The organism is Streptomyces sp. CNH189 (assembly GCF_000527195.1).
Window position 1 is genome coordinate 177,131 of the sequence record NZ_AZUS01000008.1, and the last position, 12,907, is coordinate 190,037.

Genomic DNA, 12,907 nt, shown 5'->3' on the forward strand with positions numbered 1-12,907 from the left:
TAGCACGCTTCCGCGCAACTTCGATCAAAAAACTTTGTTGCGATGCTGTGGAGCCCCTGTTGGTATGTGCATGTCGAAGACGATACTGCCGGTGCCACACCGTTCCCACGTGAACGGAACCAGGGAGGAAAACAGTGATCCTGTTGAGCGTTTCCCGAACCCGGCGGAGACGGCTGGGAGTTGCCGCGGCAGCGGGCGGCCTGCTGGCCGCGCTGCTCACTGCCGCGCCCGCCGCGGCGATCCCGGACCCGGGGGACTCGCCCGCCGCCGCGAAGGAAGTGTCCCGCAGCGACCAGGCCGAGGCCCGCGCCGCCATCAAGAGCGGTGAGATACCCGGCCAGGACGAGATCGTCCACTCCGCCAACATCAAGCACGTGGCCAACATCCCCAAGGACGTGCTGTCCGGCACCAACTCGGACCTCGCCTTCCAGGGCAAGTACGCCTTCGCGGGCAACTACGACGGCTTCCGCATCTTCGACATCAGCAACCCCAAGGCGCCCAAGACGGTCGCCCAGGTGCTGTGCCCCGGATCGCAGAACGACATCACCGTCTCCGGCAACCTGCTCTTCCTGTCCACGGACTCCTCGCGCAGCGACAACAGCTGCAACAGCACCACGCAGCCCGCCACCGAGAAGTCCTCCTGGGAGGGCATGAAGGTCTTCGACATCAGCGACAAGCGCAACCCGCGCTACGTCGCCGCCGTCGAGACCGCCTGCGGCTCGCACACCCACACGCTGGTGCCGGACCGCAAGAACGTATACGTCTACGTCTCCTCCTACTCGCCGAACGCCGCCTACCCGGACTGCCGGCCGCCGCACGACGGCATCTCCGTGATCAAGGTCCCGCGCAAGGCCCCGCACAAGGCCGCCGTGGTCGGCTTCCCCGTGCTGTTCCCGGGTGAGGGCCCGGACGGCGGCGGCAACCCGGGCGCGCCCACCAACCCGGGCGTCTCCAAGACCACCGGCTGCCACGACATCACCGTGCTGCCCTCGAAGGACCTGGCCGCCGGTGCGTGCATGGGTGACGGCATCCTGTTCTCCATCAAGAACCCCGAGCGTCCGCGGGTGATCGACCGCGTCCAGGACAACGTGAACTTCGCGTTCTGGCACTCGGCGACGTTCAACCAGAAGGCCAACAAGGTCGTCTTCACCGACGAGCTGGGCGGCGGTGGCGCGGCCACCTGCAACGCGGAGATCGGCCCCGACCGCGGCGCCGACGGCATCTACGACATCGTCGGCAAGGGCGACCGCAGCAAGCTGGTCTTCCGCAGCTACTTCAAGATCCCCCGCCACCAGGCGGACACCGAGAACTGCGTGGCCCACAACGGCTCGCTGATCCCCGTCCGCGGCCGTGACCTGATGGTCCAGGCCTGGTACCAGGGCGGCATCTCGGTCTGGGACTTCACCAACTCCAAGAAGCCGAAGGAGATCGCCTACTTCGAGCGCGGACCGCTCTCCACCGACCAGCTCGTCACCGGCGGTTCGTGGTCGGCGTACTACTACAACGGCTACATCTACTCCAACGACATGGCCAAGGGCTTCGACGTCCTGAGGATCGACGACAAGCGCACGGACGCGGCCCGCAAGATCCACATGGACGAGCTCAACGTGCAGACGCAGCCGGACTACTTCGACTGAGTTCCCGGCTCCGTCGCGAAGAACCGGGCCATGTCCGTCCGGTCCTTCTCCCTCGTCCCGCCGGTCCCCTCGGGGTCCGGCGGGACACCCATCTCCCAGTCCAGCCGGTAGCGCTTGAACAGTTCGGCGCGCAGCACCGGTACGGGCATCGGCGCCCCCGGCATCACTGCCGCGTACACGGCGCCCATCAACAGCGCCCGCAGCATGGGGTAGTCGGCGTCGACGTCCTCCGAACCGTGCCGCGCCACGGTGTCGCCGAGCAACTCCGCCAGCCGCCGCTGTTCGGGACAGGGCAGGAAACCCTCGGCCTGCAGCAGCCCCGCCATGTGCCAGCGCATCAGCACCGGGCGCTCGCGCGCCAGGCCCAGGATCGCGTCGACGGCCCGCGCCATCCGCTCCCGGCCGTCCTCCGTGCGCGGCTCGCGCTCCAGCCCCTCCTCCAGGGTGCGGTGCATCAGCCGGTGCACCGCCGACTGCACGAGCTGCCGCTTCCCCGGGAAGTAGTACGACACCAAACCCCGCGCGGAGCCCGCCCGGTCGGCGATGTCGGCCAGTGTGGTCGCCTCGTAACCGCGCTCGTCGACCAGCTCGACGGCCGCGTGCAGCAGCCGCTCCTTCGAACGCCGACGCAACTCTTCATTGACCAGGGCGCTGCGCGGGGACATGCTGGACTCCTGCGTTGACTGGCTGCCAGCCAACTATACTCAGCGCACCCGGACGGGCCCTTGGCGGGCCCACTTCGGGCTGCCGTTCACCTCGGGCGACGCGGGGGATCGTCCGAGGTGAACGGTTCGGGGTGAGGCGGACGGTTCCGTGAGGCCGACGGCGAGCCTGAGCCGCCGGTCCCGCCCCGCGGGTCCTCGCCGGCCACGGGCCGCAGCCGCCGGTGCACCGCGACCGCCGCGACCACCACCAGGGCGCCGAGCAGCCAGCCGCCGAGCACGTCCGACGGCCAGTGCACGCCGAGCCAGACGCGGGTGAGACCGACCCCGATCACCGAGACGACCGCCACGGCCAGCGCCGTCCGCCACAGCGCGGGACCCGCCCCCTGACGGCGCAGCACCCACAGCAGCAGACCCAGCACCACCGTCGCGGTCATCGCGTGACCCGACGGGAAGGCGGCGTAGTGGGCGGTGTCGACCGGATCGGACCAGACCGGGCGCTCCCGGTCCACCGCGGCCTTCAGTCCCTGTTGCAGTGCCGTGCCGACGGCCACCGCCAGGACCAGCCACAATGCCGTCCACCGGGCCGCGTGACGCGAAACCAGCCAGACCACGGCCACCGCGCACAGCAGACGCATCGTCCAGGGGTCCCACACCCAGTCCGTCAGCACCCGCGCCGCCTGGGTCAGGCCCCCTTCCGTGACCGCCCAGCGGTGGGTGGTCCGGGAGATGTCGCCGTCCACATCCAGCAGAGGGCGCCACTCGGCGGCGACCAGCGCCAGCAGCAGGGCCGAGGCGACGGCCAGCACCGCGGCGGGAGCGGTCAAGGAGCGGGCCGGCGTACGGCGCCGGGCGGGCCGGGGCGGTGCGGGGGCGTTGGGGGTACGCATGGGGTGATCCTCGCCGACCGTAGGCGCCCGGGCCAGGAACCCGGCACGCCCGGTCCACTGGGGGCGCGGACCGGCCCGGTCCCGGGACGGTCCGGCCGCGTCGGGGCCGTCGCCTACCCCAGTGCCCGCAATCCCGGCAGGAACGCCACGAGGAGGGGAACCACCGGCACCAGCGACGCGACCGCCGTCAGCCGCAGCCGCCGTCCCGCGGTGAGCCGGTCCCGCGGGGCGAGCAGCCGGTGCACCCGCGCCGGGACATCGGCGTGGGACGCCGGTCCGGGGCCGAACACCCCGCGGTCCTCGTTGAGTTCGACCAGGGCGAGGGCGGTGGTCAGCCGGCCGAAGCGGCGGGACGCCGTGTCGTCGGCGGCGAGTTCGACCAGCCGGTGCATCTCGTCGCGGAACGCGGAGAACACCGGCACCTGCGGGAAGCCCTCCGCCAGCGCCGACGAGCAGTGCAGCAGCCAGTCGTGCCGGGCCTGCGCGTGACCGCGCTCGTGCGCCAGCACGGCGTCCAGCTGGCGGCCATTCAGTCGCCGCAACGCCGCGGTGGTGACCACCAGTTGGGGCGGGCTACCGGGCAGGCACCAGGCGTCGGGCCGGTCGCCCTCCAGCACCACCAGCCGGTCGGACGCCGTCTCCTCGCCGGGCAGCAGCGGCGCCCGCCGCAGCAGTTCGGCGCGGCGCGCCCTGCGCCGGGTCCGGGCCCGCGCGATCTCCCGCACCAGCATCACGGCGCTCCACAGCCCGCCGCACGCCAGCACCACCGCCGTGACATGCGCCCAGAGGCCCGCCGTACCGAGTGTGTAGGCCTCCACCACTACGCCAGGCGCCCCGGTGAACACATGCCCGCCCACCGCCCGCCAGGCGGCCGCCGCGCTGAACGTCATCGACAGGGCGCAGCACAGCAGCACCGCCGCGATCACGCACTGCCAGGCCCACAGGGCGACGATCGGCTCACGGTCCGGCCAGTCGGCCCGCGCGAGCAGCCGGGGACCCACGACAGCGGTCAGGACGCCGAGCATCAACAGGACCGCAGGGAGGATCATGGCAGCAGCCTAGAAGCGCGGACGGCCCCTGGATACGGACCCGCGGTGGGAAGTGACGCAGACAACGGTCCCGCGCGGTGCCCGAACGGCTTCTTGCGCGCTCACATCGTCAGCAGCATGGCCACCATCGCGATCCCCATCGACAGCCGGCAGGCCCGCGCCACCTCCGGCCGGTCGCCCCAGCCGGTCGCCGGGCCTCCCGCCACGGCGGCCACGGGCACCAGCCGCGCGCCCGTCACCAGCACGTACGCGGCGAAGTACAGCAACAGGATTCCGGTGAGCAAGGGTGTGCCCGTACCGCCGTGGTGCGCCCCGCCCGGGCCGGCCGCCATCGCGACCGCCATGTGGACCATCGCGGCCGCGCCCACCGCGTGGTGCAGATGGCGCGCGGAGGCGCGGGCCGACCACAGCGCGTGCAGACCGGCCGCCCCGAACACCACCGCCCAGAGCGGCCAGGTCCAGGCCGGCGGGGTGAACGCCGCCGTCGGCACCGCCATCGCCGCCATCCCGAACCCCATCAGCGCCTCGCCGCCGGCGGCCCGGCGCTGCTCTTCCACGCGGCTGCGCATCCTCAGCAGGCAGTACATGCCGGTGGCCGCGCAGAGCACCACCAGCAGCCAGCCGGACGGTCCCGGTCCGTGCACGCGAGCCCCCCTTGTACCGCTCCACCGGACGGTCAGGGGATGCCCCCGCCCGACGGCGTGTACGCGAGCGCGAAGGGGTACGAGGGGGGCTCCCGGGGGAGCGCGGCGGACCGCGGAGTGGACAGGACCCCTCTGGATGACGTTCGGGGTCGGGCGCGCATCAATATTTTACAGGTAAAACACCTGTTAACATTGCTTCTCATGAGCAGTGCGACCCCCACCCCCGCGCGTGTCCGGCGCCTCCAGGTCGTCGGCGCGCTGCGCCTCGGGCGACCCTCGGACGTCTGGTTCAAACCGGCGTTCAGCGTGATCGCCGCCGTCGCACCGCCCAGCCTGCTCCTGTGGGCGCTCGGCCGGCTCGACCTCGCGGTGTACACCATGGCCGGCTCCCTGTGCGCCCTCTACGCCCACAACCGCCCCTACGCCGCCCGGGCCAAGGTGCTGGCGGGCGTCGTCCTCGGCATGCTCGGCGGCCTCGCCGTCGCCCTGGTCTCCGCCTCCCTCACCCGCAACGCCGTGATCCTGGTGACCGTCGGCGCCCTGCTGGCCGCCCTGCAGAAGGTGGTGTGCGACGTCACCCGGGTCGGGCCGCCCGCCCATGTGATCCTCACCTTCGTCAGCTCGGCCTCGCTGTTCGTCCCGCAGAGCCTCGGCCAGGTCCCCGGCCACCTGGCGCTCGCCGCCGCGGCCGGTGTGTGGGCCTGGCTGGTGGGCATGGCCCCGGCGCCCTTCCGGCCGCACGGCCCCGAGCGGCGGGCCACCGCCCAGGCGCTGAACGCCACCGCCGCGTACGCCGAGGCCGCGCGCACCGGCGAGGGGGCCTCCGGCGCCCGTTCCGCCGCCTACACGGCCGTCCACGCGGCCTGGCAGACCCTGCTCGCGGCCGGCAACCGCCCTTCGGCCACGCGCCGCGCCCTGGAACGGCTCGTCGTCCGCGCCGAGGTCACGCTCGCCGCACCGGCCGACGCCGACCCCGCGCGCCTGCGCGCCTGGGCCCGCGCCGTACGGGGCACGGGCCGTGTCCCGCGCACCGGAGACCCGCGCGGTGACGACCCGCTCACCGCGCCTCTGCCTGACGAGGCCCCGCGCACCGACGCCCCGCGCGGGGAGCGCGACGAGCTTCTGGGGGTGGCCGCCGAGCGCGCCGCCGCGCCCCGCCCGCTGTGGAGCAGGCTCGGCCCCCTGGCCCCGATCGCCGTCCGCACCGCGCTCGGCTGCGCCCTCGCCGGCTACGCCGCCCTCGCCCTCGGCGCCGACCGCCCCTACTGGGCCCTCGTCACCGCGGCCTCCCTCTACCAGGCCAACATCACGCTCACCTGGAGCCGTGGCGTGCAGCGCGTCGTCGGCAACCTGGCCGGTGTGCTGCTCTTCGCGGCGATCACCCCGGTCGCCCAGCTCGGCCCGCTCGCCCTCCTCCTGTGCATCCTGGCCTGCAACTTCGGCGCCGAGGCACTCATCGGCCGTAACTACTGGCTCGGCAGCGTCTGCGTGACCCCGCTGGCCCTGCTGGTCACCGAGCTGCCCGGCTACCAGCCGACCGGCGACCTGGTCACCGGCCGCGTGGTGGACACCCTGGTCGGGGCCCTGGTCGGCTTCGCCGCCGCCGTGGCCGTCACCAACCGCCGGGCGGGCCGGCGCGTCGAGCGGTCACTCGCCGTCGTCGACCGGGCCCGTGAGCACGCCGCCCGCCTGGTGGTTGCCCCCGGCACGACGGTCACGGACCTGCAGACCGCCCGGCGCGCACTCGCCGGCGCCGTGGTCGACCTGCGGGCGACCGCCGACGCCGCTGCCGGAGAATGGTGGCAGCGCGCGCTGCCGCAGGAGCGGGTGGTGCTCGCCGAGCAGGCGGCACACCGTACGCTCGCGGCCACGGTACGACGCCAGGGTCTGCTCCCCGACCCCGGCACCAGCACGCACACGGAGGACGCATCGCCATGACGGCGACCCACGGGCCATCGGCCGGCGACGCAGCACCGGCGACCGGCGGCGACCGCCGTACGGACCCCCCGGCCCCCACCGGCGCCACGGACACGCCGGTGTCCGGCCGCGACACCGTCGCCGAGGTGGTCCGGCAGTGGCGGGCCGTCCACCCGGGCCTCGACACCGGCCCCATGGAGGTCATCGGCCGCATCAACCGTTGCTCGGCCCTCTTCCAGCAGGCCGAGGACGCCCCGCTGCGCCGGGCCGGACTGACCCGCCCCGAGTTCGACCTGCTCGGCGCGCTGCGCCGCACCGGCCACGAGCTGACCCCGAGCGAGCTGGCCCGCGAGACGTTCTCCTCGGGCGCCGCCGTCACCAAGCGGCTGAAGCAGCTCACCGAGCGGGGGCTGGTCGAACGCCGCGGTGACACACGGGACCGCAGGGTCGCCCACGTCCGGCTCACCGACGCGGGCCGTGAGCTGGTGGACGGGATCCTCCCGGCCCAGCTCTCCTACGAGACCGCCGTGCTGTCGGGACTCGACCACGCCGAGCTGGGTGATCTGGCCTCCCTGCTGGGGGGACTGCTGTCCCAGCTGGAGGGGCGCCTCGGGGCGTTGCGCGCGTAGGGGTGGCCGATCACCGGGGGCTGCGCCCCCGGCCCCCATCGCCCCCCGGCCCCCATCGCCCCCCGGCCCTCATCGCCCCCCGGCCCCCCCATCGCCCCCCGCGGGCCTCGTCCTCGTACGCCGGACGGGCCGGAGACGCAGCCGGCGGGCACGGAGGCCCAAGGTCCCTCAGACGCCCGGCCGGTATCGCAGCGGGTGCTCGGCCGGGATCTCGACCAGGACGATCGGGGTGCCGTCCGGGTCCTCGATCCACATCTCGATCAGCCCCCACGGCTCCTTCACCGGAGGGCGGACGATCTCCACGCCCTCGGCCGCCAGTTCCTCCCGGGCCGCCTCGGCGTCCTCCACCTGGAGCCAGAGCCGGACGTCGGGGGAGCCCGCCGGGGCGGCGTCCGAGCGGCCCGAGAGCTCCAGGAACCCGCCGCCCAGGAAGTAGACGGTGCCGCGCTCCGGGCCGGTGCCGAACTCGCGGTGGACGGCGAGCCCCAGCCGCCGTCCGTAGAAGTCGCGGGAGCGCTCGGGGTCGGAGGGACGGAGCAGGACACGGCTGCTGAGTACATGCACCATGCCGCCGAGCCTAGAGCCCGTCGTAGCCCTCCCGCCCGAGGTCCGTCCGGAGGGTGGACCGGCCCTTCGGCGGCCCGGAACACCGGGTTAGTCTCTGCCCCGTCCCAGCCACGTCGAAAGAGACGCACACGAATCAGGGGAACCGCGCCATGGGAACCGCCGCCGACACCGGACTGACCTTCCGCGACGCCACCGACGCCGACGTGGACGCCCTCGTCGACCTGGTCGAGTCGGCCTACCGGGGGGATCCCAGCCGGGGCGGGTGGACCACCGAGGCGGACATCCTGCACGGGCAGCGGACCGACCCCGAGGGCGTCCTCGACGTCATCAAGGCACCGGACAGCCGACTGCTCACGGTCGAGCGCGAGGGCCGGATCGTCGCCTGCTGCCAGCTCGAACACCGCGGTGAGCACGCCTACTTCGGGATGTTCGCGGTCAGCCCCGCCCAGCAGGGCGGTGGCCTCGGCCGCACCGTGATCGCGGAGGCGGAGCGCCAGGCCCGCGAAGGCTGGGGCGTGACCGAGATGCACATGACGGTGATCTCCGTGCGCGAGGAGCTGATCGCCTGGTACGAACGGCGCGGCTACCGCCGTACGGGACGGACGACCCCGTTCCCGTACGGCGACGAGCGCTTCGGCATCCCGCAGCGCGACGACCTGGAGTTCGAGCTGCTGGTCAAGGAGCTGGCCTGAGCCTCGTACGGCGGCCGGCCGCTCACGCGGTGAAACGGCCGGTGCGTTTGATCTCCGGGTAGTCGGTGGTCGCCCCGTCGAGCTCCAGCGCCCGTACCAGCCGGAGGTGGTCCTGGGTGTTGACCACCCATCCGAAGACCGCCAGGTTCGCCTTGCGGGCGCACTCCACGATCTCCAGGGTGATCCGGCGGATGTTGAGACACAGGGCCGAGGCGCCGACGGCCACCGCCCGCTCCACCACGTCGGTGCCGTAGCGGCCCGCCACCAGGGCCGTGCGTACCCCGGGCACCAGCCGGGCGATCTCGGCGATCGCCTCGTCGTGGAACGACGCCACCTCCACCCGGCCGGCCAGTCCGCGTCCGTTCATCACCTCGGCCAGCGCCCGGGCCGCCCGGACGTCCTTGATCTCGGCCTGCAGCGGTGTGCGGACCGTGTCCAGCACCTCCTCGAAGAGGGGGACGCGCTCGCCGCGCCCGGCGTCCAGCGCGCGCAGTTCGTCGAGGGTCTTGTCCGCGATGGCGCCCGTGCCGTCCGTGGTGCGGTCCACACGCGCGTCGTGCATGACGACGAGCGCGCCGTCCTTGCTCAGATGCAGATCCAGTTCGATGACGTCGAGCCCGGCCTCCTGGGCGGCGACGAAGGACCGAAGGGTGTTCTCGGGTTCGACTCCCATGACTCCGCGGTGACCGATGGTGAGGAAGTTCAAGATCCGACCTGCTTCCGTCGACGGCGGCGGGGGGCCGCGTCCCTACGGCCCTCTGGGACCGTATCGCCTCTGCCCGTGTCGTCCAGAGGCTGAACCCGGAACGCATGGAGCACCGCCGAACGGGGTAGGCGGCCGGAAAAAATGCGGTGGCGCCCCGGGTGAGGCAGGATAATTTCCTGAGGTACCCCTTGCTGGGAGAAACGCCCTGTGTATACGGTCAGGCGTACGCAAGGTTCTCCTGTGGAGGATGGGACATGACGGAAATTCTTGTGCAGCAGGGTTCGGGGGAACAGGTTCCTTCGATGACCAGGGTGGTGGAGCACCCGGCATGGCCCGTGCTCAAGGATGCCGTGGAGCGGATCCGGCCCTGGCAGTCCAAGGACGGCTCGATCGACTTCGAGGCCGAGGGCGCCCCGTCCCGCGGCGACGCGGAGCACGCCGTACGCACCGTGATCGGCGCGGTCGACGAGCTGTCGCCGCTGCTCCCGCACGACCGTGGGTACCACGCGGCCCTGGGCAAGGACCTGGCCCGCTGGGCCGAGGGCGGCTTCGAGGTGCCGGACTTCCTCGACTCGCTGCTGGCCTTCGAGCCGGCCGCGCGGCGCGAGGACGGCCTGCAGCACCTGGTCGTCTTCCCGATGTACACGCAGAACGGCAACCCGGACCGCAACCTCGAGGCGGTCGTGTTCCGCATGGTCTGGCCGGACTGGCTGGCCGAGCTGGAGCGCACCCGCTACGACAACCCGCTGTTCTGCGGCATCACCTTCGAGGGCTTCACCGCGGGCTACGACACCAACTCCGCGGTGCTCTTCCCGGAGACCATCGCCGTGCGCGAGGCCCCCGAGCGCTTCACCTGGGGCGCCATCTTCTGCGACCGCGAGGCCGCCCGCTTCCGCCGGGTCACCGAGGCCGCCGTCGACATCCTCGGCCTGAGGCTTCCCGAGGACGTCGCCGCCATGGTCCACGACCAGAAGCGCTGCGAAGAGGCCTTCGTGCTGTGGGACATGGTCCACGACCGCACCCACAGCCACGGCGACCTGCCGTTCGACCCCTTCATGATCAAGCAGCGCCAGCCGTTCTGGATGTACGGCCTCGAGGAGCTGCGCTGCGACCTCACCGCCTTCAGGGAGGCCGTGAAGCTCGCCGGCGAGGGCGTGCCGCAGGCCCGCGACGTCCAGATCGCGGTCATCTTCGACCGTATGTTCCGCTTCCCGGTGACGGGCGAGCGCGTGCGCAACTACGACGGCCTCGGCGGCCAGCTGCTCTTCGCCTACCTGCACAAGCACGACGTCGTCCGCTGGACCGACAACAAGCTCTCCATCGACTGGGAGCGCGCCCCGCAGGTCACCAACGAGCTGTGCGCGGAGATCGAGACGCTCTACCGCGACGGCATCGACCGCCCCAAGCTCGTCCACTGGTTCGCCGGCTACGAGCTGGTCTCCCGCTACCTCGCCCCGCACCCCGGCTCCACGTGGGCCAAGGGCCCCGAGGCCCTGGACCTGTCGCAGCCGCCGCGGAAACTCGTCGATGACGTGCTTCCGGACGAGTTTCCGCTGAGCATGTTCTATGAGGCCCTGTCCAAGAAGCTGAAGAAGGTGATCGCCTCCACCCGGGGCATCACGGCGGACGGTGCCGAGCGGGTCGCCGCGTGAGCGATCTCGTCCACAACACTGCTCAGGAGGCGAGAACCATGGGGAACGGGGCGCTCGAAGGTGCGGTGATCGCGGTGGCCGGCGCGGGCGGGCCCGCGGGACGGGCGGCGCTGCTCAGGCTGGCCGAGGCGGGAGCCACCGTCGTCGGCTCGGACAACGACCCGGAACGGCTGGCGGAAGCGGTCGACGCGGCGCGCTACGCGCACGGCGGCGCCAGCGTCACCGGGGAGTCGGTCGACCTGCTCGACCTGGAGTCCACCCGGGACTGGGCCGCCCGCACCGAGAAGGAGTTCGGCCGGGTCGACGGCCTGGTCCACCTCGTCGGCGGCTGGCGCGGCAGCGAGACGTTCACCAAGACCAGCCTGGACGACTGGGACTTCCTGGAACTGCTGCTGGTGCGCACCGTGCAGCACACCACGCTCGCCTTCCACGAGGCACTCCAGCGCAGCGACCGCGGCCGGTACGTCCTGATCAGCGCCGCCGGCGCCACGAAGCCCTCGGCGGGCAACGCCGCGTACGCGGCCGGCAAGGCCGCCGCCGAGGCGTGGACGCTCGCCATGGCCGACTACTTCCGCAAGGCCGGGGGCGAGCAGGGGCCGACATCGGCTGCTGCGATCCTGGTGGTGAAGGCGTTGGTGCACGACGCGATGCGCGCCGACCGCCCCAACGCGAAGTTCGCGGGCTTCACGGACGTCAAGGACCTGGCCGAGGCCATCGTCGGGGTCTGGGACAAGCCCGCCGCGGAAGTGAACGGAAACCGTCTGTGGTTGACCGAGAAGCCGTGAACCCTCCGAGGACCGACGCGCGTCGTCATCACGACCCGGACGTCCGCGGTTTCGCCAGCGACAACTACGCCGGGGCCCACCCGGAGGTGCTCGCCGCCCTGGCCCTGGCCAACGGCGGGCACCAGGTCGCGTACGGCGAGGACGCCTACACCGAGAACCTCCAGCAGGTGATCCGCAGCCACTTCGGGCCCACCGCCGAGGCCTTCCCGGTCTTCAACGGCACCGGGGCCAACGTCGTGGCGCTCCAGGCGGTCACCGACCGCTGGGGCGCGGTGATCTGCGCGGAGAGCGCCCACATCAACGTGGACGAGGGTGGCGCGCCGGAGCGGGTCGGCGGCATCAAGCTGCTCACCGTGCCCACCCCGGACGGCAAGCTCACCCCGGAGCTCATCGACCGGGAGGCGTACGGCTGGGACGACGAGCACCGGGCCATGCCGCAGGTCGTCTCGATAGCCCAGGCCACCGAGCTGGGCACGGTGTACACCCCGGACGAGATCCGCGCGATCTGCGAGCACGCCCACGCGCACGGCATGAAGGTGCACGTCGACGGCTCCCGGCTGGCCAACGCCGCCGCCACGCTGGACGTGCCGCTGCGCACCTTCACCAACGCGGTGGGCGTCGACCTGCTCTCGCTGGGCGGAACCAAGAACGGCGCCCTGTTCGGCGAGGCGGTCGTGGTGCTGGACCCGGACGGCATCAAGCACATGAAGCACCTGCGCAAGCTGTCCATGCAGCTCGCCTCCAAGATGCGCTTCGTCTCCGTGCAGTTGGAGGCCCTGCTGGCCCGGGACCTGTGGCTGCGCAACGCGCGGCACGCCAACGAGATGGCCCAGCGCCTCGCCGAGGGCGTGCGCGCGGTGCACGGCGTGGAGATCCTTTACCCGGTGCAGGCCAACGCCGTGTTCGCGCGGCTGCCGCACGACGTGAGCGAGCGCCTGCAGAAGCGGTTCCGCTTCTACTTCTGGGACGAGGCGGCCGGCGACGTCCGCTGGATGTGCGCATACGACACCACCGAGGACGACGTGGACCGCTTCGTGGCCGCCCTCAAGGAGGAGATGGCCCGCTAGCACGGCATGC

The 12,907-nt window shown here is 72.4% G+C and carries 13 protein-coding genes; 7 read left to right on the plus strand and 6 right to left on the minus strand.

The genetic code is table 11. From position 1 onward, the window contains the following. The first annotated feature begins 134 nt into the window (after positions 1–134). A complete protein-coding gene (locus tag B100_RS0113650; protein WP_024885003.1) occupies positions 135–1,637 on the plus strand; it encodes a hypothetical protein in 1,503 nt (500 codons plus the stop codon). Here the strand turns inward: B100_RS0113650 and B100_RS0113655 are convergent. The 4 genes from B100_RS0113655 to B100_RS0113670 form a co-directional block, all read right to left on the minus strand. Then, positions 1,625–2,302 carry a TetR family transcriptional regulator gene (locus B100_RS0113655; protein WP_024885004.1) on the minus strand — a complete coding sequence of 226 codons (678 nt, stop codon included), beginning with the start codon at positions 2,300–2,302 and terminating at the stop codon, positions 1,625–1,627. The genes B100_RS0113650 and B100_RS0113655 overlap by 13 nt on opposite strands. Before the next feature lie 86 nt (positions 2,303–2,388). Next, a complete protein-coding gene (locus tag B100_RS0113660; RefSeq protein ID WP_024885005.1) occupies positions 2,389–3,189 on the minus strand; it encodes a phosphatase PAP2 family protein in 801 nt (266 codons plus the stop codon). Positions 3,190–3,302: 113 nt separating this feature from the next. Further along, on the minus strand, positions 3,303–4,238 hold the full coding sequence (locus B100_RS0113665; RefSeq protein ID WP_024885006.1) for a M56 family metallopeptidase: 936 nt from the start codon (positions 4,236–4,238) through the stop codon (positions 3,303–3,305). A 101-nt stretch (positions 4,239–4,339) separates the two neighbouring features. Next, complete coding sequence (locus B100_RS0113670) at positions 4,340–4,882, minus strand: DUF5134 domain-containing protein (protein ID WP_024885007.1); 543 nt, start codon at positions 4,880–4,882, stop codon at positions 4,340–4,342. A 201-nt stretch (positions 4,883–5,083) separates the two neighbouring features. On the opposite strand from B100_RS0113670, the gene B100_RS0113675 reads away from it, so the two are divergent. After that, complete coding sequence (locus B100_RS0113675; RefSeq protein ID WP_024885008.1) at positions 5,084–6,820, plus strand: FUSC family protein; 1,737 nt, start codon at positions 5,084–5,086, stop codon at positions 6,818–6,820. After that, positions 6,817–7,428, plus strand: coding sequence for a MarR family winged helix-turn-helix transcriptional regulator (locus tag B100_RS0113680; protein WP_024885009.1), 612 nt, complete (start codon positions 6,817–6,819; stop codon positions 7,426–7,428). Before B100_RS0113675 ends, B100_RS0113680 begins: the two co-directional genes overlap by 4 nt. A gap of 168 nt (positions 7,429–7,596) precedes the next feature. On the opposite strand, the gene B100_RS0113685 is transcribed toward B100_RS0113680, so the two are convergent. Beyond that, complete coding sequence (locus B100_RS0113685) at positions 7,597–7,995, minus strand: VOC family protein (protein WP_024885010.1); 399 nt, start codon at positions 7,993–7,995, stop codon at positions 7,597–7,599. Between the two features lie 149 nt (positions 7,996–8,144). Between B100_RS0113685 and B100_RS0113690 the strand changes: the two genes are divergently transcribed. Beyond that, the gene (locus B100_RS0113690; protein WP_024885011.1) at positions 8,145–8,687 is read left to right on the plus strand and encodes a GNAT family N-acetyltransferase; all 543 of its coding nucleotides are present in this window, start codon (positions 8,145–8,147) and stop codon (positions 8,685–8,687) included. A gap of 22 nt (positions 8,688–8,709) precedes the next feature. Here the strand turns inward: B100_RS0113690 and B100_RS0113695 are convergent, their stop codons facing one another. Beyond that, entirely contained in the window at positions 8,710–9,393 is a 684-nt protein-coding gene (locus B100_RS0113695; RefSeq protein ID WP_024885012.1) for a glycerophosphodiester phosphodiesterase family protein, read from the minus strand. Positions 9,394–9,647: 254 nt separating this feature from the next. Here B100_RS0113695 and B100_RS0113700 point away from each other — a divergent pair, with 254 nt between their 5' ends. The 3 genes from B100_RS0113700 to B100_RS0113710 are packed head-to-tail and all read left to right on the plus strand — an operon-like array spanning position 9,648 to position 12,897. Further along, a complete protein-coding gene (locus B100_RS0113700; protein WP_024885013.1) occupies positions 9,648–11,045 on the plus strand; it encodes a DUF6421 family protein in 1,398 nt (465 codons plus the stop codon). 38 nt (positions 11,046–11,083) lie between these two features. Next, the gene (locus B100_RS0113705) at positions 11,084–11,830 is read left to right on the plus strand and encodes an SDR family NAD(P)-dependent oxidoreductase (protein ID WP_024885014.1); all 747 of its coding nucleotides are present in this window, start codon (positions 11,084–11,086) and stop codon (positions 11,828–11,830) included. Beyond that, positions 11,827–12,897, plus strand: coding sequence for a threonine aldolase family protein (locus tag B100_RS0113710; RefSeq protein ID WP_024885015.1), 1,071 nt, complete (start codon positions 11,827–11,829; stop codon positions 12,895–12,897). Before B100_RS0113705 ends, B100_RS0113710 begins: the two co-directional genes overlap by 4 nt. The last annotated feature ends 10 nt before the right edge of the window (positions 12,898–12,907 follow it).